This is a genomic window from Mesobacillus harenae (genome assembly GCF_013343715.1).
GTDB lineage: Bacteria > Bacillota > Bacilli > Bacillales > Cytobacillaceae > Mesobacillus_A > Mesobacillus_A harenae.
The window spans coordinates 20283-39728 of sequence record NZ_JABUNR010000010.1; the positions used below are offsets into that span (position 1 = coordinate 20283).

Sequence of the window (19446 nt, forward strand, 5' to 3'; positions counted from 1 at the left end):
ATAGTGAAAAGAGGTTTAATAGAATGTTAGGGTAAGAGAGGATATTTTATAGGAGGTTTGAACTATGAAACTAACTAGAGCAATATACCCTATCATTTTGTTTGCCATTATCTTAATGTTTGTTTTTGTATCGCCTGCTGCAGCGGCAGGAACTTATACAGTAAAAAGCGGAGATTCTCTTTGGAAAATTGCTATTAAACACAGCGTATCTGTTGAGAAACTTACAGATGTTAACAAAAAGAAGTCTCACTATCTTAAAGTGGGAGAAAAGCTTCAACTCCCAGATCCAGAGTTAACTTCATATGAAAAAGATTTGCTGGCACGACTTGTTGAAGCAGAGGCAAAAGGGGAGCCTTTCGCAGGAAAAGTGGCGGTTGCTGCTGTTGTATTAAACAGAGTCGAAAGCGAGCAATTCCCAGATACTATTCACAATGTCGTACACCAGAAGAGACAGTTTACTCCTGTTGCGACTGGCAGCATTAAACAACCAGCAAGCTCTCAGTCCAAAAAAGCGGTTGAAGACGCACTGGCTGGTAAAGGAAACGGCAAAGGCTCCTTGTTCTTTTTCAACCCTAAAAAGACAAATGATCAATGGATCCGCACTAAAACAGTGACAACAAAAATTGGTGAACATGTCTTTGCAAAATAACCAAATGATAAGGTAAAACGTCCGGCTCAATCCAGCCGGACGTTTTTTTATTTATGTTTTATTCATTCAATGGATACATATTATTTGGACAGGCGAATAAATTTTAAGGTAAAGCTTATCCCATTTCCTTGCCAGTTCTAAGCCACCAGGCTCTTTATTACCTACTTACAAACGCACATGTCCAGACTTGAAATCCGATGGGTGATTATAATGATGAAACGTTTTCTTAGAAAGAATAGCCTCGTACTAGCAGGAGGCACCATACAAGGCTTGGGTATGGGTTTATTTTTATTCCCCCACGCCATACCTTCAGGCGGCGCAGGAGGATTAGCCGTTCTGTTAAACTATTGGCTACACATAAACATGGGGCTGGCTCTTTGGATCGTGAATTTTTCCATGCTTGTTCTGGCCATCAAATTTCTTGGTAATCGTGTAGCGATTTGGACAATGCTTTCAATCACAGTTACATCGTTTTCTGTTTACTTTTTTCAAAACATGATGCAAATCCCCGTTCGAAACGTTTGGATTGATTTGGTGCTTGGCTCGATTTTTCTTGGGATCGGTGTTGGACTGCTCCTTAGAGAAAATGTCTCCAATGGCGGGGTCGGGGTAATTGCCCTGATCATTGCTACCTCGAGAAATACTCTTCCAGGCAGACCCTTATTTTGGATAAATGGATTGATTTTTCTACTGACTGCCTCCATTATCAGCTGGGATATTATTATCCTAGCGCTTATAAGCCAGTGGATCTCAACCAAAATGATTGATATAATATGCAGCCTTAACTATTATCAGGCCTATACCCTCAGTTGGCGTAAAAAGTAAAATTAGACGTAGTTATAGCGGTATGATTCATTGATATGGTCTTTGTCTCCTTTTGGCTTAGCAATATGAATCATCAAAAATGCGAGCAGGCCGACGACAAGTGTCAAGGCAGCAAGGGAAATGAACATACCCGGACGGGACCAGGCCATGAGCCTCGTAAAAACAGGCGGTCCAAGGGCGACACCAAGAAACCGGACAGAGCCATACAGAGAGGTAACGAACCCACGCCGTTCTTTTCCGACTGACCCAGTTATTAACGTGTTAAGACAAGGGAGCACAAGTCCTGTTCCAACACTGCTAAGGACCAGAACCATTAGAAAAGGAACCAGTTTCTCAACAAACACAAGGGACCCGTAGGAGATCGTCATGAACAAAAATCCTAATACAATTAACCTCTTCATTAGGTACATATTTTTCCCGATTTTTGCTCCGGTAAAATAGGCTGTAATCACCATTACCAAGAGAGGGATTGCTAAGATAAACCCTTTTTTAACTCCGTCAATTGTATATTGTTTTTCCAAAATATCTGATAGGTAAAATAATATTCCAAACAAGGTAAACAAACATGTTGCCCCTGCTAAATAGGTTGTAAACAGCCAGCGTCCTTCATGCTTAAAAACACTGAACAGTCCTCTTACATAAGTAGCAAATGGGGGGGGAGCCTGACGGTGACTTTTTTCCTTTACGTATAGCCACGTCAAAAAGATCGATACGATACAAAATACCGGAAAAGCAAAAAATGCTGCATACCAGAACAGAAGACCTAGAAGCGATCCAAGGATTGGTGATATTACCTTGCCAAGACCATTAGAAGCCTCGACAATTCCAAGGACCCGGCTTTGTTCTCCCCCCTTAAACAAGTCCCCAGTGAGCGCCATTGCAATAGGGGCAGTACCTGCTGCACCAATTCCCTGTAAGGTTCGCCCGATTAGTATCCATATATAGGCTGCGGGCCATCCAGCTGAAGCAAGACCAGCCAGCAATCCCCCAACCGCATATAATATCAGGGCTGGAATAATGACAATCTTTCTTGAAAATCTGTCAGAAAGGTAGCCTAGCACGGGTATAAAAATAGCCGCTGCTATTGAGAAAACTGTAATGGTCAAGCTAACCTGCAGCTGCGACAGTTTAAGTGCCGATTTCATTTGCGGTAAAATCGGGATTAACATTGAATTCCCGAGGGTCATGATTAATGGGATTGACCCTATAGCAGCAACTGTCATTCCTTTATTTTTAGAAGCCAACTGTCATTACACTCCTTTAGTTTCATAAAAGGCGGAACTTTCTTTACCTTTTATTTTAGATTTAACGGCGGAGGAGTGAGCCATCCTTTTTCCTTCGTCAGCTTTAAAAGCTTATCCTCATATTCCGCTCTTTGTGTATTAAAATCGTTAAACATTTGGGCAACATCCTCACGAATCGCAATTCCCGTAATATAAGTGCCCATCAGCTTGCCTAGCTTAAGTTCCCTGCCAATTGCAAGTGCTATTTCAGGGTCATTGAATCTTGCTCCTGCCGGAATGTCCTCGATTTGTACCTTTGGGCGGTCAGGCGGAGCTGGCGGAAGACGGATTCCGTTTTCCTTTAAAATGGCTTCTGATTGCTGGCCTTCCTGTGTTATACAATTCTCCGTCAAATCCCCAATAAAGGTCTTTAAATCGTGATCTCCCGTGTGATTTAACATAATCTGCAGCGTTACGAGAAAGCTTTTTGTCTCAAATAAATGTGTCCAGAGATGAAACACCTCACCTGCGTGTAACGGCTCATCCTGTGGATTACCACTTAAAATTCCCATCTGATTACCCTCCTATTGTTTACATCTTTAGTAGTTTTTCTTTTTTCGGAAAAAATATGTCTTTTTTCGTTTTAGGACAGGAAACTAACTCGGCGGTATAACATAGTCTAAAACAGATTGAAATAGTTATACGCCTAAAATCAAACTGCACGAAATAGAACATAAGAAAAGGGGACGTAAACTATGAAAAGTAGAAATTTCCTTTACGCCTTGATTAGCTCGTTTCTGCTTGCTGCTTTATTTCTCTCTGGATGCGGGAATACGAAAATGGCTGATGATAATGGAGAAAATGAAGAAGCCACCTCTGAGCAAGCTGTCGTGCGGATTGGATACCAAAAGAATTGCCCTTTGCTAATTTTAAAATCGCTTGGAACCTTGGAAAAACGGCTTGAAAAAGTGGGCTTTACTGTTGAATGGAAGGAATTTCAGGCTGGACCGGCACTTGTAGAAGCCTTGAATGCAGGAAGTATTGATATAGGACGCACAGGCAATACACCGCCAATATTCTCACAAGCAGCAGGAGCACCATTTGTTTATGTTGCTGCGGGAGCACCGAAATTTGAGGGAAGCGGCATTTTAGTTGCAAAGGATTCAGAGATCACCTCTCTTGAGGACCTGAAAGGAAAGAAAATCGGCTTCGCAAAAGGCTCAAGCTCCCACTACTTAATTGTAAAAGCTCTTGAGAAAGCAGGACTGTCTTATGATGACATCACCCCAGCTTTTCTCCAGCCGGGAGACGCACGAGTGGCCTTTGAACAGGGAAATATTGACGCATGGACTGTGTGGGATCCATTTGCAGCCTCTGCTCAGGTCGGTTCAGATGCAAGGCTGCTGGTTAACGGGGAAGGACTTACAACAGATCGGGACTTCTTTTTAGCTCACGAAGCCTTTGCCAGTCAGCATCAGGATGTATTGGACGTGATTATTGAAGAAGTTGGAGCTTCATCTGTTTGGTCTAACACCCATCATGACGAACTTGTCGACCTGCTGGTTCCTGCTTTGAAATTAGATGAAGAAACGATTCGCATGGCGATAACCAGGCGTACTTACGGAGTCGACCCGATTACTGAGGATATTATAGAAGAGCAGCAGGGAATTGCAGATTTATTTTATAGCCTTGATATCATTCCAACTAAGGTTAATGTCAGGGATGTTATGAAAGAATCCAATCAATAAAAGTGGGAGGAGGAGAAGCTGTTGACACCAACCTTAAAAGGATTTGGAAGACAATTCACCCCTTGGGCCATACCATCACTGATTCTTCTTAGCTGGCAGATCCTATCCTGGCAAGGAGTTATCCCATCTAGAATCCTTCCTGCTCCAACTGCTGTGTTTCAAGCTGGCGTAACCCTCTTATCAACAGGAGAACTTTATGACCATATCTCGATTAGCCTGTGGAGAGCTTTAGCAGGGTTTCTCATTGGCGGATTGATCGGCTTCTTACTTGGGCTATTTAACGGAATATCGAGAATTTCCGAATTGCTTTTTGACACATCCATTCAAATGCTAAGAAATATTCCCCATTTAGCGTTGATTCCACTCGTGATTTTATGGTTTGGAATAGATGAAATGTCAAAAATATTTCTCGTTGCTCTTGGGGTTCTCTTTCCGATCTACATTAATACTTATCATGGAATTAAATCGGTTGATAAAGGACTGATTGAAATGGGGAGGGCTTACGGATTAAGAGGGGCCAAACTTTTTTTCGTGATTATATTCCCAGGTGCACTTTCTTCTATTTTAGTTGGAGTCCGCTTTTCGCTGGGAGTCATGTGGCTCACTTTAATCGTAGCTGAAACCATATCGGCCCATTCTGGAATAGGATATATGGCCATGAATGCCAGGGAATTTATGCAGATGGATGTCATCGTATTAGCAATTGTGCTGTATGCTTTGTTTGGAAAACTTTCAGATGTCATTGCAAGATATTTCGAAAATAAATGGCTTCGCTGGAATAACTAAGCTGAATGGGAGGGGATTAACTTGGAGCAAATTACAATTAAGATTGAAGATCTTCAGAAATCCTACAATCAGCTAACTGTCCTGGATGGCATTAATCTTGATATTCGGGAAGGTGAGTTTGTAGCGATTGTCGGCAAAAGCGGATGCGGCAAAAGTACATTACTCAGGCTCCTGGCTGGTTTAGAGACATATGATCATGGAAACATTACCATCCAAGGCAAGAAGCTAACAAGCTTGAATAGACAGGCAAGAATCATGTTTCAGGATGGACGTCTTTTGCCTTGGAAACGAGTAATCGACAATATCGGGATCGGGCTTTCAGGTAATTGGAGGCCCCGGGCTCTGGAAGCATTAAAAAACGTTGGTCTCGAAGACAGGTGTGATGACTGGCCTTCGAAACTGTCCGGAGGCCAGAAGCAGAGAGTGGCTCTCGCGAGGGCCCTCGTCCATGAACCAGATTTCTTGCTCCTAGATGAACCGCTTGGCGCATTAGATGCATTAACAAGGATTGAAATGCAAAGCTTGATTGAATCACTTTGGAGCAGAAAAGAGATCACCTCTGTACTAGTGACACATGACGTAGAAGAAGCTGTTGCTGTTGCAGACCGGGTGATTTTAATAGAGGAAGGGAAGATCGTCTTAAATAAAGTGATCGCACTTTCCAGGCCCCGTGTAAGAACGCACCAGGCATTCTCCGTTTATGTAGAAGAGATTTTGGACCGGATTATGGGCCGCAGCAATGATAGTGATCTTAGACTGGTTAGTAAACGATAGACCGGCTCTTTGTAGGTTAACTTAGTTGCTTTTAACCCCATAAAGGATAATGCCGACACCAAGAAGAATCCAAAACATTTTTATAAAGGAAATTTTATCAGCCAGTCCCCAAAGTCCGATCGTGGTTGTGATTATCAGGATTACGGGTCCGACAAAGGCAAGAGAGCTGTTTAACATTAATGCTTTTTCAACATCATTTAGCTTTAACATCAAGAAAGCCACAAAGATTTCAATGCTTCCTGAGAGAATTCGCAACAAAGCCATTCCGAGAACTGCCTTTTCTAGAATTGTAAACATAAGATCCTCCTACGAATCACATTTTCTAGAACAGTATATGCAAAGAAATGGAAGGCAAGGACAAGGTTTTTAATTTTTTGCTAAATTTGTATAGACAACATGATTTTATAAGAACATAAAACTTGCTTGGGGTTCCTCCTATAAGGACAAGGAACTTATCTTTATCTGAAAGAAGCATCTCTTCAAATAGAAGAAATGCTTCTTTTAGGTACATAATGCAAGCGGACAATAGGTTTTGATTATCTGCCATAAGGATTTTTTTACGCCTAATCGCTTTCTTTTATAGGTATGTCACGATTTAAGCCAGAGCCTAGCTTTTGCTTTGAAATGTATATCTCCAGTATCGCATCTTTAAAAAAGGCGGTTACATCCTTTTTAACTACAATGAATGGCAGCTCTACTGTTCGGCTTCTTTCTTTGCCAGCTTTTGTTTGCCCAAAAATCTTTACCGAAGACTGTTCAATCGTAATTTTTATGTCAGATGCAGAGGAAGCTGGTAAAAGTGCTTCTAGAATGAAATGTGACTCTGTATCAAAAATGTCAATTCTGAACTGGGTTTGATCAAGATAAGCTGTAAACGGATCACGGAAGAAATACTCAAGCCACTTTTCCATTTCATCAAGGCTGTATGAGGGCTTTTTATTATCATCTCGCATATAACTAACCTCCCTGATTACAATAGTGTATTCCGCGTTTTCCTTAAAGTGAAAAGTGATATAATAAATTTGATCCGAATCATGGAGGGATATGAGTGAAACATTTATTACGGTACCTGCCACCTGTGCACGAGCTTCAGAAAACAGATGAGTTTCACCTTTTAATGGAGGAGAATGAAATCGACTTTGAGCATCTGACGATCGTCCTGCAGCAAACACTTGATGATGCAAGAGAGAGGATCCTGCAAGGTAGCTGGAATGGATCCGAGCCAGGGCAGCTAGCTTTTATTGACGAGCTATTTAAAAAAACAAATACAATGGTGAAACAACAATACAGCTATACATTAAAAAAAGTTATCAACGCAACAGGAACTATTTTGCACACAAACTTAGGACGAGCCAGATTAAGTGACCGAGCTGTCCAGCATGTAGCCGACATAGCCCAAAACTACTCCAACCTAGAATATAAGATTGAGGAAGGAGAGCGCGGGTCACGGCACACCCATATTGAAAACCTTTTAAAAAAGATCACTGGGGCAGAAGCAGCTATGGTTGTAAATAATAACGCTGCCGCTGTGTTTTTAGTGCTAAAAGCCCTTGCCCAAAATAAAGAAGTTATTGTTTCCAGGGGACAGCTCGTAGAAATAGGCGGATCTTTCAGGATATCTTCAATAATGGAAGAGAGCGGCGCTAAGCTGGTGGATATTGGTACGACCAATAAGACTCATTTATATGATTATGAAAAAGCAATTACTGATGAAACCGCGATGATCTTAAAAGTACATACTAGTAATTTTAAAGTGATTGGCTTTACGAAATCAGTTGAGACAGAAGAGCTTTCAGAACTGGCAAGCCGCCATGATAACGTAATTTTCTATGAGGACCTTGGCAGCGGTGTTCTATACGATTACCGAAAGCACGGTATCGGCGATGAACCGGTCGTCGGGGAAGTATTAAAAATGGGGGCCGATGTGGTATCCTTTAGCGGCGACAAGCTTCTTGGCGGGCCTCAGGCCGGGATTATTGCCGGTAAAAAGAAATATATCGATCTTTTAAAAAAACATCAGCTTGCAAGAATCGTCCGGGTAGACAAAATGACGCTAGCAGCCTTAGAAGGAACCTTGCTTGATTATCTCAAAGGGGAAAAGGGTCTTCACAACATTCCCGCTGTCCGCGATTTGTTAACCTCCAAAGCAGAAATAAAAGAGCGGACTGAGCGGTTTATCAATGAACTTGAATCCAGAACACAGGGATTTTCGGTCAGTTTAAAAGAGACATACAGCCAAGTAGGCGGGGGAACAATGCCAGACGTTGAGCTTCCAACATGGGTAGCGGCCGTTAAGCATCATTCGCTGACAGCAGAGCAGCTATCTTCCAAACTGCGAAACAATAGTTCAACAGCGATAATTGCTCGTATTCATAAGGAAGAAATCCATTTTGATCTTAGGACCGTGGGAAAAAATGAGCAGACTACTATTATCAGCGCATTGAAAGCTCTCCAATCCCATTAATCAAATGTTTAGTTAACTTGTAAAACGGCCGCCTTGGGGAAAAGATAAAACTATCTTTATTCCAAAGGGGAGACGGGAATGGCCTACATAGATGTTTTAACTCGGTCAGCTGTTACGTTTTTTTGTTTGTTATTCCTTACAAGGCTTATGGGGAGAAAGCAGGTGTCACAGTTTACATTCTTTAATTATGTGGCAGGTATAACGATCGGATCCCTTGCTGCAACAATTTCTTTAAATACAAAAATGAATGCTCTGCTAGGACTTTCTGCTATTCTTGCTTGGACTATACTCACGATTTTAGTTGATTATATAAACTTTAAATTCAAAACCGCTCGAAAAATTATTGATGGGCAGCCTGAAATTGTCATCAGGGAAGGTAAAGTAATGGAGAAAGCACTCAGCCGGTTGAGGCTTGATATGGATGAGCTCAATCTTATGCTGCGAAACCGGAAAGTTTTTTCCATTAAGGAAGTAAACTATGCCATTATGGAGACAAATGGGAGGCTATCTGTTCTTTGCAAAGAAGAATTTCAGCCAGTAACCAAACAAGATATGCACATTAAAAAACAGGTGAAAAAATTTGTTACGATTCCTACAGAGATTATTTTAAAGGGCCAGGTCATGACCCGGAACCTTCAAAACTTAAGATTGGATAAAAGCTGGCTGGACAATCAATTAAAACAGGTAAATGCTGACCTGGCAGATGTGTACTATGCGGAAATTCAGCCTGATGGCTCTTTATATATCGACAGGCGGACAGATAGGGATCTTACTTAGTGGTGGCGTTCAGAACACACAAGGTAAGCTAATCAAAAAAAGTACCTCGACAATCCAAAAGCTGCCTTTTTATGGGCAGCTTTTTGTTTTACAACTATTTTACAAGTCATGCCCAGCGTTATGCTTTTGGCGGGAGTGATTCCGGTTTTTCACTTTCTTCGACCCACTCAGCGGCGCCGGCTGTCCAGGCATGTCTCCTTTAGGAGCATTTTTACGCATATCTTTGCCGTCATTTTTATTCATTTTTAGATCATCCCTCCTGTTCTATATGATGAGATTTTCTGCTATTTTTATACCGAATATTTTGCCTGTGATTTGAGCAATTTAACGGTACACATCTAGTAAAGGAGGGGAAACAACAATAATGCCTTACCATAAAAATAAACAGCAGGCATTCCAGGCAGCACAACAAGGATATGAAGAAGCCCAAGGCTTTTATTATGATATAGTCCGTGACAGTGCCAGTTATGGGCACCAGCTAAAGCATTTAAAAAATGAAGTCAATGAGGCCTTCGAACAAATTGCCAACGCACTGGAGGTCGCATCCGAACATCAGCGTGTACAGTTGGAAAAGTTTCAGCAGGATTTGCAGACAATCGTTAAAGAAGTGAATGAATAGGACAAGCGGAAGGGAATCCCTTCCGCTTGTTTTTCGGCTGAAAATTATCACAAATTGTTGAATTATGCGGAACCATCACGATAGGTTAATCTCTATTGGTTCTTTTTCCGCTTTTTATTGTTTTGCTTTTGCATTTCAGTCAGCGGCTCATTTGACAATTCTTCATTATAGCCAGCCCCTTTACCTTGGGCCTTCGCTGCATTCATTCCTTCATCCATGAGATGGTTTGCTCTTCTTTTAACCATGTGAACATCACCTCCACCAAAGGTAGTTTTTCCTTTTTGAGGCGCAACATACAAAAAATATTTTTTTGCAATAATATTAACTAAAAAATTGAACATATGATAATTTTCACATACCACTTATTAACACCGTTATTCACTTTAAAACGATACAAAACAAAACTTCCATAAGAATAACTTATCAAGCACAATAACTTTCTTGTTATTTACTTATACACAAGATTATATTAAGATTAGAATTGTGAGAAAAGTTAGGGTGCCTGACATAATTCAAACTTTTCGACAATTACATTTTTATCGTATAAAATGTTTACGAAAGAAGGGGGTAAACATATGTCAAACAATGATGTTTTTAAAGCCCGTTCGTCTTTTGAACTCGACGGGAAACGCTATCATTATTATCGTTTAGCTGCACTAGAGGAAGCAGGTATTGGAAATGTTTCCAAACTGCCTTATTCAATCAAGGTATTGCTTGAATCCGTGCTTCGTCAGCTGGACGGCAGAGTAATTACTAAAGAGCATGTTGAAAACTTAGCAAAATGGGGAACTAGCGAGGTAAGGGAAGTGGATGTTCCATTTAAGCCTTCTCGTGTCATTCTTCAAGATTTCACTGGTGTCCCAGCTGTTGTTGACTTGGCGTCACTAAGAAAAGCCATGGCAGATCTAGGCGGGGACGCTGATAAAATCAATCCTGAAAAGCCGGTTGATCTAGTTATTGACCATTCAGTTCAGGTTGATAAATACGGAACTCCTGACTCACTTGATGCAAACATGGAGCTTGAATTTGAGCGTAATGCAGAGCGTTACCAATTCCTTAGCTGGGCTCAAAAAGCTTTCGACAACTATCGTGCTGTTCCGCCAGCAACCGGAATCGTTCACCAGGTAAACCTTGAGTTTCTTGCAAGCGTTGTCCATGCACTTGAAAATGCTGATGGTGAATTCGAAGCATTCCCAGATACTCTTGTAGGTACTGACTCTCATACAACAATGATCAACGGGATCGGTGTACTTGGCTGGGGAGTTGGTGGTATTGAGGCAGAAGCAGGCATGTTAGGACAGCCTTCCTATTTCCCAGTACCTGAAGTTGTCGGTGTTAAATTAATCGGTGCAATGCCTAATGGCGCTACAGCTACTGACCTTGCGCTAAAAGTAACACAAGTTTTGCGCAGCAAAGGTGTTGTTGGCAAATTCGTTGAATTCTTCGGACCTGGCGTACCAGCGCTTCCATTGGCTGACCGTGCGACAATTGCTAATATGGCTCCGGAATACGGTGCTACTTGCGGATTCTTCCCTGTAGATGATGAATCTCTTGTTTATATGCGATTAACTGGACGTACAGAAGAGCAAATTAAGGTTGTTGAGACGTACAGCAAGGAAAACGGTTTATTCTTCGATCCTGAATTAGAACCTGTTTATACTAATGTTGTTGAAATTAACCTTTCTGATATTGAAGCAAATCTTTCAGGTCCTAAGCGTCCTCAAGATTTAATTCCTTTATCAGCTATGAAAAAGTCATTTAACGAAGCGTTAACTGCTCCTGCAGGTAACCAAGGTTTCGGACTTGATGAGAAGGAAATTGCTAAAGAAGCCACAGTTGAATTCGCAAATGGTGACAAAGCAGTTATGAAAACTGGTTCAGTTGCGATTGCAGCGATTACAAGCTGTACAAACACTTCAAATCCATACGTGCTTGTTGGAGCAGGTCTGGTTGCCAAGAAGGCAGTTGAACTTGGTCTGGAAGTTCCTAAGTTCGTTAAGACATCATTAGCTCCTGGTTCAAAGGTTGTTACTGGATATCTTCGTGATTCCGGCTTGCTTCCTTACCTGGAAAAAATGGGCTTCAACCTTGTTGGTTACGGCTGTACAACATGTATCGGAAACTCAGGACCGCTTCGCCCTGAAATTGAGCAAACGGTTGCTGACAGCGATCTTCTAGTTACGTCCGTACTTTCCGGAAACCGTAACTTCGAAGGACGGATCCACCCGCTTGTAAAAGCAAACTACCTTGCATCTCCTCCATTAGTCGTGGCTTATGCACTGGCAGGAACAGTTGATATCGACTTTGCTAAAGAGCCGCTTACACAAGATAAAGACGGAAACGATATCTACTTTAAGGACATCTGGCCAACTACTGCAGAAGTCAATGAAGTGGTTGAAAGAACAGTAACACCTGAACTGTTCCGCAGAGAATACCAGCATGTTTTCGATGATAACGAGAAATGGAATGAAATTCAAACTGGCAATGAGCCATTGTATTCTTTTGATTCCGACTCTACTTACATCCAAAACCCGCCATTCTTTGAAGGACTTACACCTGAACCAGGTATAGTTGAACCATTAAATGGCTTGCGCATTGTCGGTAAATTCGGGGATTCAGTTACAACTGACCATATCTCTCCCGCAGGTGCAATCGGTAGAAATACACCAGCTGGAAAATACTTGCGCGAAAAAGGCGTTGAGCCACGCGACTTTAACTCTTATGGTTCCCGCCGCGGAAACCATGAGGTTATGATGCGCGGAACATTTGCTAACATTCGCATCAAGAACCAAATTGCTCCTGAAACAGAAGGCGGTTTCACTACTTACTGGCCATCAGAAGAAGTAATGTCTATCTTTGATGCTTGCATGAAGTATAAAGAAGATGGCACTGGTCTTATGGTTATTGCAGGTAAGGACTATGGAATGGGATCTTCACGTGACTGGGCAGCTAAAGGTACAAACCTTTTAGGAATTAAAACGGTTATCGCTGAAAGCTTTGAGCGTATCCACCGTTCTAACCTAGTATTAATGGGTGTCCTTCCGCTTCAGTTTAAGGAAGGCGAAAGTGCAGAGACTCTTGGCTTATCTGGCAGAGAAGCTTTCGATGTACAAATTGACGAAACTGTTAAACCACGTGATTTTGTCAAAGTTACAGCTACCGACGAGCAAGGAAACAAAGTGACTTTTGAAGCACTTGTCCGCTTTGACTCTGAAGTAGAAATCGATTACTACCGTCACGGCGGAATCCTGCAAATGGTTCTTCGTGATAAGCTAAAAGCTTAATAACTTTCCAAGGCACCATGCGTAATTTGAGCATGGTGTCTTTTTTATGTCTTGATAATATTTGGTGAAATTCTCCAACAATTTTTTAGGTAGAAAAATCCCACGAAAATAATTGGACTGAGAACCTTAAAAATTGCAACAAACTGCAGCTGTTAGTATGATGTTATTGCATTAAAATATAAGTTCATCTCCTGTGAGATCGTACTAAAGGAGCTTAAATTCTGTGGAAGCCTTCCAAATCGGTGCGCTAACAATTAAATATGTTTGGTTATTTTATTTAATGTCCGGTGTAATCGCTTTTTACGTTATTAAAAATAAGACCAAAAATTATCCGGTATTTCAGAGTAGGTTTCTGGACTCTGGAACAAATGCCTTATTGATCGGGTTTATTGTCTATAAACTGAGCATTGGACTGTTCCGGCCTGATTTGTTAATGAACAATCCTGCTGCCATTTTCTTTCTTCCTGGGGGTTTGAAGGAGTTTGTAACTGGGCTGCTCACAGCTGGACTTTACATGGGATATTCTTGGCAAAAGCACCACTGGCCTGCCAAATTAGCGGCCTCCTCAATAGTTTACGGAATCGTCACATTTATCCTCGCTTTCTGGGCGATACGAACTATATTTCATCTCTTCGTATAATGTAAAATAAAAAACAATAGTAGGTTCCCAATTCGATTCATTAAACTTTGGTAAATAATTAGCCTATATAATGGGTAACACTACTCCTAAAAACAGTAACGAATTGAAAGAAGGAGGAGCAGCATGTTCAGAAAAATGATTGCACCCGTTTTCCTGCTGTTGTTATTTTCTGTGGCCATCGTCCAGGCTATGGAGGAAAGTGATCAAAATGCCGTAATAGCCAGCAAGCCTATTTCTGCAGCTGTCGGTGAAGAGGCCCCTGATTTTACCCTGAAAGATCTGAAAGGAAAAGAAGTAACGTTATCAGAATTCAAAGGGAAAAAGGTAATGATTAACTTTTGGGCAACCTGGTGCCCGCCATGTAAAGCAGAAATGCCAGCGATGCAAGAGCTATATAGTAAGACAGGCGGTGAACTTGAAATTATTGCGGTCAACCTTGACTCCAAAAACAATGTAGCAGGTTTTGCCGATGAAAATGAGTTAACCTTCCCGATTTTATTGGATGAACAGGATTCGGTGAACCAAGTGTATTCCGTTATCTCCATTCCAACGAGCTACTTTTTGAACGAACAAGGTATAATTATTGCAAAACATATCGGCTCAATGACTTATGAACAACTTGAGGAGTATGTGAATAAAATTAAGTAAGCATTAGTTATCTAATGCTTTTTTATATGTAATAAATTTTAATAATCATTTAAAACATGGCCCTTTTCTGAATTATTTTACAAATATTACAAGTTAAACAGGATTTATTTGCCCTTAAATGGGTAAACAGTAGAAAAGGTATTTAATTTTCAAAAAGTTGTAATAATTGCAACCGTTTGCGGGCATAATAACTGCTAGAATGATAATTAAAGGAAGGTGAGTCACATGAGAAAACCTCGGAAACGTTCTTTTTCAGAACTAGTTTTAGAAAATAAACGCCAATTACTAAGTGATCGTGATGCTCTTGAGAAATTGGAAATGAAACTTGAGCAAAAGCGTTTGGACAAAGCGGAATAATACTATCCTTTCCCAGTCATGAACTCTTCTGTTCAGGGAACACTTTAACAGAGGAGGGATAAACAATGGGCAACCCAAAGAAAAACAGCAAGAATTTCAGGCCAGATCACATTGGCACCCAGCCTCGAGGATATGGAGGCAATAAGGGAAAGAAAATGCAAGACACATCAGGACATCACGCGCAGGTTATTCAGACAAAAGGCGAATAATGTCCTGAAAATACTTAAATCCATCCCGCTAAGGCGGGATTTTTATTTCTGTTCTCGTCAATCCCTTTCGCCACTGTTTCCCTCCTATAATTTTAACGCACCGTAACACACTAAACTTGTACTTTAATTAAAGGAGGATTTTTTAGATGGATAAGCCTAACCCTGATAACCGAAGTGACAATATAGAAAAGCTGCAATCCATGGTTCAGCATACAATTGAAAATATGGAGGAAGCCGAGGCAGCAATGGCATTTTCTAATGAAGATGAACAGGCTCGTATTAAAGAAAAAAATGAACGACGCAGAGACAGCATTGAATCGTTTCGTAATGAAATAAGAGATGAGTACCAGGAACAACACTCAAACAGCAACAAAAAATAAAATTTGATTCGCCTCCAAGGCGGGTCTTTTTAGATTCAGCAGGAAAATATGATAAGATAGTTTTTAGACTAAAGAGTGATGTGATAAAAATGGATCAACTAAGACGATTGCCTGCCGTTCCAGATAAGTTGAAAGAATGGGAGCAGGAGATAGAAGAGCAGGGTTACATAAAAGATGAGAGCAGCCTGTTAACCTACATCAGGACATTATCAGAGCAAGATGACGCCAGTGAGCTTTCAAGGCTGCTAACTCTGGCCGCTTTATCACGTTCAGGCAAGTATGGACAGGACTCAGTTGTGCTTGGCTGGATGGAAAAAGCGGTTAGTCTTCATCCGAAAAACCGTGAGGCTCAGTATTATCTGGCTGAAAACGATTGGAAAACGAAACAGGATTTATTTGGAGATCTAACATTTCCACCTATTCGAGAAACAGATAATCGGGCAGCAAAAAAGAAAACTGCTGAACAGTACATTGATATAACCAGGCAGTTTCTCAACCAAGCTGAAGAGAGACTGGACTTAGTTAAGAACCGGATAGAAACCCTTAGCTCTGTTACAGGCTCCTCTCACAACCTGAGTTATAAACGACTGGAAGCCATTCTTTCCGAAGCAATTAAACAGGCGGCAGAGCTTTTAAAAGCCTCGAATGATTATAAGGAATCAATTTCAGGAGTCTTTTACACTTCAACGCATTATGAGGATATGAAGCAGGCAATAACGGAGCTTGGTGTTTTAAAAGAACAATGGGATTTGCTTTTTCAGCAAGATGAAAAGGCTGAACCAACAGAGTTGGATCCGCTAGAAGAATTGGCGAAAATGATTGGGTTAGATACAGTCAAACAAAGAGTAAATAAATTTTATCATTTTCTTAAATATCAAAAAGAGCGAAAAAGATTAGGCTATCAAATTAAGGATGAGCTCAGCCTGAATATGATCTTTACCGGAAATCCTGGTACTGGGAAAACAACGCTCGCAAGGCTTCTGGCAAAAATTTACCACAGTCTTGGCGTCTTGCCGAGAGAAGAGGTTATAGAAGCAGACCGATCACAGCTTGTTGGCGCATATGTCGGACAAACGGAAGAAAATGTCCGTAAAGCAGTTGAAAGGGCTGTAGGTGGTGTTTTGTTCATCGACGAAGCCTACAGCTTAAAACGGGAAGGACAAACAGGCAATGATTACGGACAAACCGCAATTGACACGCTAATTTCTTTAATGACTGGCAGTGAATATGGCGGAAAATTCGCAGTTATTTTAGCAGGTTATCCTGAAGAAATGAGAACCTTCCTTGAAGCGAATCCGGGATTGAGAAGCCGATTTCCTCAGTCAAACCTTATCCACCTTCCTGACTACTCCAGTGCAGAGCTTTTGCAAATTGCTGAACAAACAGCATTGGATAATGATTATTTATTAACAGAGGAGGCTAGGCAGGAGTTAGATAAGCGGATTGACCGTGAACGGGTCGATGAAACCTTCGGCAACGCAAGGACAGTCAGAAACCTCGTGTTAGAGGCCATTTTTACAAAGGGATCCAAAGAATCATCAGAAAATGATATTGTGAAATTTACGCTGCTTGAAAAAGAGGATGTTGAGCTAAAATTCCAAGAGTCAAATGAACATCCCAGTGAACTTCTTCACCAGCTAATTGGGCTCCAGACTGTAAAAGATGATGTACAAACTCTACTTTCATTTGTTCAGGTTCAACAGATCCGCCATCAGCAAGGATTGCCTGCCGTACCTATTCAACTGCACGCCGTCTTTACAGGGAACCCTGGGACCGGAAAAACGACCGTGGCCAAAATCTATGCTGAGCTTTTAAAGGATTATGGCATTTTAAAAAGAGGACATCTCATTGTAGCGAGCCGGGCCGACTTTGTGGCTGGTTATGTTGGACAAACAGCTATCAAAACAAAGAAAAAAATACGTGAAGCTCTTGGCGGCGTATTGTTTATCGATGAAGCTTATTCACTCCTTGGACAAACACCCGGGGATTTTGGCAGGGAAGTCATTGATACCTTCGTCGACGAAATGACTAGACATAATGAAAACCTTGTCGTCATCCTCGCTGGATATCCAGCGCAAATGGAGATGCTGCTGAACAGCAATCCGGGGTTAAAATCGCGATTTAAAAAATTCTTTGCTTTTCCTGACTATACAGTAGCAGAAATGCTGGAAATCATAACTAATTATGCTGATCGCTATCAGTATAAACTGACAGATGAGGCTGTTCAGTTCCTTCACGCTGAGCTAGAAAAAAGGCTGCCTCGCGGAAATGGCCGATTTGCAGCCAACCTTATTGATGAGGCTGTCCAGCTTCAAGCATTTCGGCTCGTTTCCGAAACCAATTTGCCTGAAGCTTTGGATCAAGCTGCATTTCTAAGAAAAGAAGATATAGAAAAGGCATATATAAAAGTGACAAAAGGGGAGTAATTATAATGATTTCATCGAAGAATATTGAAGTCCGCTATGCGGAAACGGATCAAATGGGGGTAGTGTATCACGCTAATTATTTTGTATGGATGGAACTCGGACGCACTCAGCTAATTGAGGATCTTGGTTTTAACTATGCTGATATGGAGAAAGAAGGAATTATTTCTCCAGTTATCGATATCCAGGCTTCATATAAAAGATCGGTTCGCTATGGGGAAAAGGCATTCATTAAGACATGGATTGCACAATATGACGGGCTTAGAGTCACTTATGAGTATGAAATTTATAACGGCAGCGGGGAACTCGCAGTAACAGGTATTTCTAAACATGTATGTGTTAAAAAAGAAAGTTTCAGGCCGATCTCCATCAAAAGAGTTTACCCTGATTGGCATGAGGCATATCTTAACGCAATGCAGCCATCAAGCGAATCCTAAGGTTTGGAGGTAGTTTAGTATGGCATTTGGTATAACAAAACAGGAATTGCTGGATTGGAAGAAAAAAATAGATAGAGGTGAGCTCGCCTTTCTTACTCATTATTGGCTGGACGATCGCTTTCCTGGCTGCAAAACAGTAACAAAGGTAGGGTGCAATGATTTGGATCGCTTGAAAGCATGGGGTAAGAACTATGGGTTAAGACCTGAATGGATTCACAAAAGGAAAGATGGCTATACCCATTTTGATTTAATTGGCGAGCGCCAGAGGCAGATCTTAAAACAAGAGGGACTTTTCCATCACATCTGGTAAAAAGATGACTTTTCAAAAACAGAACTATAAAAAGCCGCTTTAACGCGGCTTTTTAATTGATTATTTACTATAATCAAATTCAGGTTCTTCTCTTTGGGCATTAAAATTTACAGCAAGATCATGGCCATCAAAAAACCATAAATCTTTTTCTTCAATGTAAAAGGTTATCCCATTTTGTTCCGTTTCAGCCCCAAGATCTTCTGGGATATCTGTTGAAATCCCAAGTGAGAATCCCTTTTGAATGGCACTGTGGCCCCCATAACGGACAAAAAACCGTACAAAGCTGCCATCCTGCAAGTTTAATTCTTCCTTATACCAGGCAGCTGCTTCCTTACTAACGTTTATTTGCATGTTGTCGAGCCCCTTCCATGTAAAGCAATGGGTTCATTATAAGGAAAGAAAAAGAGTCTGTCGAATTATCTGCCATAAGCCCGTCTATATAAGCTTTAGCAATCCTGCTTTTCTCCATACAAGCCATAGTCTGGAATAATTAATTAAGGGAGAGCAGATGATTGTGCATACCACATGTTTTATCCGGAAACAGACGGAGAACAGGTAATAACCTGTTAATACTTTAAAGAAATAATACTCCAACAGGAATGTTGTGTTGGGCTAAAATTGGACAAGAGGAAGAAAAGTCCGCTTCCTGTCAGCGTGAAATAATAAACAACCTGAAATGTATGTTTCAAACCTGACATTCAGAGGGATAGTCATCTGGAACGGCAGGGAGGCATGTATGTTTTAACAGCTGACCTACGGTAGCCATAACCCATTGATGAAGGTCTTATAGAGTGGAAGGACTATCAACCAGGTAAAAGATTCCTAACAGGCAGTCTCTAATATTCTTTTTTAGATAAGGTTTTTCAGACAGTGAACCAGTTGAATATGAGCTT

24 protein-coding genes are annotated in these 19446 nt (G+C 41.1%); 17 read left to right on the forward strand and 7 right to left on the reverse strand.

Translation table 11 applies throughout. The features are described 5' to 3' along the window. The first annotated feature begins 64 nt into the window (after window positions 1–64). Both HRJ06_RS13140 and HRJ06_RS13145 read left to right on the forward strand, forming a co-directional pair. Complete coding sequence (locus HRJ06_RS13140; protein WP_174733398.1) at window positions 65–649, forward strand: cell wall hydrolase; 585 nt, start codon at window positions 65–67, stop codon at window positions 647–649. Between the two features lie 210 nt (window positions 650–859). Then, window positions 860–1474 (forward strand): YitT family protein, encoded by a 615-nt coding sequence (locus tag HRJ06_RS13145; RefSeq protein WP_242035242.1) that lies wholly within the window; start codon window positions 860–862, stop codon window positions 1472–1474. A 2-nt stretch (window positions 1475–1476) separates the two neighbouring features. On the opposite strand, the gene HRJ06_RS13150 is transcribed toward HRJ06_RS13145, so the two are convergent. Together HRJ06_RS13150 and HRJ06_RS13155 are read right to left on the reverse strand one after the other, a co-directional pair. Continuing rightward, complete coding sequence (locus tag HRJ06_RS13150; RefSeq protein WP_174733543.1) at window positions 1477–2697, reverse strand: MFS transporter; 1221 nt, start codon at window positions 2695–2697, stop codon at window positions 1477–1479. A gap of 71 nt (window positions 2698–2768) precedes the next feature. Continuing rightward, on the reverse strand, window positions 2769–3269 hold the full coding sequence (locus HRJ06_RS13155) for a DUF3231 family protein (protein WP_174733399.1): 501 nt from the start codon (window positions 3267–3269) through the stop codon (window positions 2769–2771). A 183-nt stretch (window positions 3270–3452) separates the two neighbouring features. Here HRJ06_RS13155 and HRJ06_RS13160 point away from each other — a divergent pair, with 183 nt between their 5' ends. The 3 genes from HRJ06_RS13160 to HRJ06_RS13170 are packed head-to-tail and all read left to right on the forward strand — an operon-like array spanning window position 3453 to window position 6005. Further along, the gene (locus tag HRJ06_RS13160) at window positions 3453–4445 is read left to right on the forward strand and encodes a sulfonate ABC transporter substrate-binding protein (RefSeq protein WP_174733400.1); all 993 of its coding nucleotides are present in this window, start codon (window positions 3453–3455) and stop codon (window positions 4443–4445) included. Between the two features lie 21 nt (window positions 4446–4466). Beyond that, window positions 4467–5231, forward strand: a complete 765-nt coding sequence (gene ssuC / locus HRJ06_RS13165) for an aliphatic sulfonate ABC transporter permease SsuC (protein WP_174733401.1) — start codon at window positions 4467–4469, stop codon at window positions 5229–5231. A 15-nt stretch (window positions 5232–5246) separates the two neighbouring features. Beyond that, window positions 5247–6005, forward strand: coding sequence for an ATP-binding cassette domain-containing protein (locus HRJ06_RS13170; protein ID WP_174733544.1), 759 nt, complete (start codon window positions 5247–5249; stop codon window positions 6003–6005). Between the two features lie 21 nt (window positions 6006–6026). Here the strand turns inward: HRJ06_RS13170 and HRJ06_RS13175 are convergent, their stop codons facing one another. Together HRJ06_RS13175 and HRJ06_RS13180 are read right to left on the reverse strand one after the other, a co-directional pair. Continuing rightward, entirely contained in the window at window positions 6027–6302 is a 276-nt protein-coding gene (locus tag HRJ06_RS13175; RefSeq protein ID WP_174733402.1) for a YqhV family protein, read from the reverse strand. A gap of 266 nt (window positions 6303–6568) precedes the next feature. Next, complete coding sequence (locus tag HRJ06_RS13180) at window positions 6569–6958, reverse strand: Hsp20/alpha crystallin family protein (protein WP_174733403.1); 390 nt, start codon at window positions 6956–6958, stop codon at window positions 6569–6571. Between the two features lie 95 nt (window positions 6959–7053). Here HRJ06_RS13180 and selA point away from each other — a divergent pair, with 95 nt between their 5' ends. Both selA and HRJ06_RS13190 read left to right on the forward strand, forming a co-directional pair. Beyond that, window positions 7054–8469, forward strand: a complete 1416-nt coding sequence (selA, locus tag HRJ06_RS13185; RefSeq protein ID WP_174733404.1) for an L-seryl-tRNA(Sec) selenium transferase — start codon at window positions 7054–7056, stop codon at window positions 8467–8469. A 78-nt stretch (window positions 8470–8547) separates the two neighbouring features. Beyond that, window positions 8548–9246 carry a DUF421 domain-containing protein gene (locus HRJ06_RS13190; RefSeq protein WP_174733405.1) on the forward strand — a complete coding sequence of 233 codons (699 nt, stop codon included), beginning with the start codon at window positions 8548–8550 and terminating at the stop codon, window positions 9244–9246. Between the two features lie 99 nt (window positions 9247–9345). Here the strand turns inward: HRJ06_RS13190 and HRJ06_RS13195 are convergent, their stop codons facing one another. After that, complete coding sequence (locus HRJ06_RS13195; RefSeq protein ID WP_174733406.1) at window positions 9346–9489, reverse strand: small acid-soluble spore protein P; 144 nt, start codon at window positions 9487–9489, stop codon at window positions 9346–9348. A 121-nt stretch (window positions 9490–9610) separates the two neighbouring features. Here HRJ06_RS13195 and HRJ06_RS13200 point away from each other — a divergent pair, with 121 nt between their 5' ends. Continuing rightward, window positions 9611–9865: a hypothetical protein gene (locus HRJ06_RS13200; protein ID WP_174733407.1), complete on the forward strand. Its 255-nt coding sequence runs from the start codon at window positions 9611–9613 to the stop codon at window positions 9863–9865. A gap of 92 nt (window positions 9866–9957) precedes the next feature. On the opposite strand, the gene sspO is transcribed toward HRJ06_RS13200, so the two are convergent. After that, the gene (gene sspO / locus HRJ06_RS13205; RefSeq protein ID WP_174733408.1) at window positions 9958–10110 is read right to left on the reverse strand and encodes a small acid-soluble spore protein O; all 153 of its coding nucleotides are present in this window, start codon (window positions 10108–10110) and stop codon (window positions 9958–9960) included. Window positions 10111–10440: 330 nt separating this feature from the next. On the opposite strand from sspO, the gene acnA reads away from it, so the two are divergent. From acnA to HRJ06_RS13250, 9 genes are all read left to right on the forward strand, one after another. Next, window positions 10441–13149, forward strand: coding sequence for an aconitate hydratase AcnA (gene acnA, locus HRJ06_RS13210; RefSeq protein WP_174733409.1), 2709 nt, complete (start codon window positions 10441–10443; stop codon window positions 13147–13149). A 223-nt stretch (window positions 13150–13372) separates the two neighbouring features. Beyond that, a complete protein-coding gene (locus HRJ06_RS13215; RefSeq protein WP_174733410.1) occupies window positions 13373–13789 on the forward strand; it encodes a hypothetical protein in 417 nt (138 codons plus the stop codon). 123 nt (window positions 13790–13912) lie between these two features. Then, on the forward strand, window positions 13913–14437 hold the full coding sequence (locus tag HRJ06_RS13220; protein WP_174733411.1) for a redoxin domain-containing protein: 525 nt from the start codon (window positions 13913–13915) through the stop codon (window positions 14435–14437). 225 nt (window positions 14438–14662) lie between these two features. Beyond that, entirely contained in the window at window positions 14663–14794 is a 132-nt protein-coding gene (locus HRJ06_RS13225; protein ID WP_174733412.1) for an FbpB family small basic protein, read from the forward strand. 65 nt (window positions 14795–14859) lie between these two features. Next, window positions 14860–15003: an acid-soluble spore protein N gene (locus HRJ06_RS13230; protein ID WP_174733413.1), complete on the forward strand. Its 144-nt coding sequence runs from the start codon at window positions 14860–14862 to the stop codon at window positions 15001–15003. Between the two features lie 146 nt (window positions 15004–15149). Next, on the forward strand, window positions 15150–15383 hold the full coding sequence (gene tlp, locus HRJ06_RS13235; protein ID WP_174733414.1) for a small acid-soluble spore protein Tlp: 234 nt from the start codon (window positions 15150–15152) through the stop codon (window positions 15381–15383). Window positions 15384–15472: 89 nt separating this feature from the next. Next, window positions 15473–17809, forward strand: a complete 2337-nt coding sequence (locus HRJ06_RS13240; protein WP_174733415.1) for an AAA family ATPase — start codon at window positions 15473–15475, stop codon at window positions 17807–17809. Window positions 17810–17814: 5 nt separating this feature from the next. Beyond that, entirely contained in the window at window positions 17815–18243 is a 429-nt protein-coding gene (locus HRJ06_RS13245) for an acyl-CoA thioesterase (RefSeq protein ID WP_197969957.1), read from the forward strand. Between the two features lie 19 nt (window positions 18244–18262). Continuing rightward, complete coding sequence (locus tag HRJ06_RS13250) at window positions 18263–18553, forward strand: hypothetical protein (protein WP_174733416.1); 291 nt, start codon at window positions 18263–18265, stop codon at window positions 18551–18553. 60 nt (window positions 18554–18613) lie between these two features. Here the strand turns inward: HRJ06_RS13250 and HRJ06_RS13255 are convergent, their stop codons facing one another. Next, window positions 18614–18904: a HesB/YadR/YfhF family protein gene (locus tag HRJ06_RS13255; RefSeq protein ID WP_174733417.1), complete on the reverse strand. Its 291-nt coding sequence runs from the start codon at window positions 18902–18904 to the stop codon at window positions 18614–18616. Window positions 18905–19446: the final 542 nt, after the last annotated feature.

What these genes read in the sequence shown, in the direction of transcription:
- HRJ06_RS13150 (WP_174733543.1), bottom strand. Translation starts at nt 2,697, where the DNA reads ATGACAGTTGCTGCTATAGGGTCAATCCCATTAATCATGACCCTCGGG.
- HRJ06_RS13250 (WP_174733416.1), top strand. Translation starts at nt 18,263, where the DNA reads ATGGCATTTGGTATAACAAAACAGGAATTGCTGGATTGGAAGAAAAAA.
- HRJ06_RS13175 (WP_174733402.1), bottom strand. Translation starts at nt 6,302, where the DNA reads ATGTTTACAATTCTAGAAAAGGCAGTTCTCGGAATGGCTTTGTTGCGA.
- HRJ06_RS13145 (WP_242035242.1), top strand. Translation starts at nt 860, where the DNA reads ATGATGAAACGTTTTCTTAGAAAGAATAGCCTCGTACTAGCAGGAGGC.
- HRJ06_RS13240 (WP_174733415.1), top strand. Translation starts at nt 15,473, where the DNA reads ATGGATCAACTAAGACGATTGCCTGCCGTTCCAGATAAGTTGAAAGAA.
- HRJ06_RS13140 (WP_174733398.1), top strand. Translation starts at nt 65, where the DNA reads ATGAAACTAACTAGAGCAATATACCCTATCATTTTGTTTGCCATTATC.
- sspO (WP_174733408.1), bottom strand. Translation starts at nt 10,110, where the DNA reads ATGGTTAAAAGAAGAGCAAACCATCTCATGGATGAAGGAATGAATGCA.
- HRJ06_RS13245 (WP_197969957.1), top strand. Translation starts at nt 17,815, where the DNA reads ATGATTTCATCGAAGAATATTGAAGTCCGCTATGCGGAAACGGATCAA.
- HRJ06_RS13195 (WP_174733406.1), bottom strand. Translation starts at nt 9,489, where the DNA reads ATGAATAAAAATGACGGCAAAGATATGCGTAAAAATGCTCCTAAAGGA.
- HRJ06_RS13230 (WP_174733413.1), top strand. Translation starts at nt 14,860, where the DNA reads ATGGGCAACCCAAAGAAAAACAGCAAGAATTTCAGGCCAGATCACATT.
- HRJ06_RS13160 (WP_174733400.1), top strand. Translation starts at nt 3,453, where the DNA reads ATGAAAAGTAGAAATTTCCTTTACGCCTTGATTAGCTCGTTTCTGCTT.
- HRJ06_RS13255 (WP_174733417.1), bottom strand. Translation starts at nt 18,904, where the DNA reads ATGCAAATAAACGTTAGTAAGGAAGCAGCTGCCTGGTATAAGGAAGAA.
- HRJ06_RS13180 (WP_174733403.1), bottom strand. Translation starts at nt 6,958, where the DNA reads ATGCGAGATGATAATAAAAAGCCCTCATACAGCCTTGATGAAATGGAA.
- acnA (WP_174733409.1), top strand. Translation starts at nt 10,441, where the DNA reads ATGTCAAACAATGATGTTTTTAAAGCCCGTTCGTCTTTTGAACTCGAC.
- HRJ06_RS13190 (WP_174733405.1), top strand. Translation starts at nt 8,548, where the DNA reads ATGGCCTACATAGATGTTTTAACTCGGTCAGCTGTTACGTTTTTTTGT.
- HRJ06_RS13220 (WP_174733411.1), top strand. Translation starts at nt 13,913, where the DNA reads ATGTTCAGAAAAATGATTGCACCCGTTTTCCTGCTGTTGTTATTTTCT.
- tlp (WP_174733414.1), top strand. Translation starts at nt 15,150, where the DNA reads ATGGATAAGCCTAACCCTGATAACCGAAGTGACAATATAGAAAAGCTG.
- HRJ06_RS13225 (WP_174733412.1), top strand. Translation starts at nt 14,663, where the DNA reads ATGAGAAAACCTCGGAAACGTTCTTTTTCAGAACTAGTTTTAGAAAAT.
- HRJ06_RS13155 (WP_174733399.1), bottom strand. Translation starts at nt 3,269, where the DNA reads ATGGGAATTTTAAGTGGTAATCCACAGGATGAGCCGTTACACGCAGGT.
- HRJ06_RS13200 (WP_174733407.1), top strand. Translation starts at nt 9,611, where the DNA reads ATGCCTTACCATAAAAATAAACAGCAGGCATTCCAGGCAGCACAACAA.